We start from the raw sequence: 238 nt of genomic DNA, 5'->3' as shown, positions 1-238 counted from the left end.
CTGCTTATTTGCGTTGGCGAGAAGAAGCCGTACAAGAAGGACGCCAAGAAGGACTGCAAGAAGGACGCCAAGAAGGATTGCAAGAAGGACGCAGACAAATGATAGAAAACTTGCTCCAGGTTCGATTTGGCCAGATGGATAATGAATTATCATCAGTAATCGAGCCACTGTTGCAGTTACCAACCCAGGAGTTAACCCGTCTGTTGCTGACCCTTTCTCGCGAAGAGTTGTTGCAACG

Annotated in this window: 1 pseudogene; it reads left to right on the top strand. The window is 47.9% G+C overall.

Annotation, left to right across the window (positions count from 1 at the left end):
* A pseudogene (locus LKK83_RS16535) lies at nucleotides 1-238 on the top strand (hypothetical protein); the annotation flags it as partial.

It is taken from the genome of Phormidium sp. CCY1219 (genome assembly GCF_035615515.1).
Taxonomy (GTDB): Bacteria; Cyanobacteriota; Cyanobacteriia; order Cyanobacteriales; family Laspinemataceae; genus CCY1219.
Note: the sequence above shows the minus strand (reverse complement) of the source record. Positions and strands in the feature narration are given on the sequence as shown.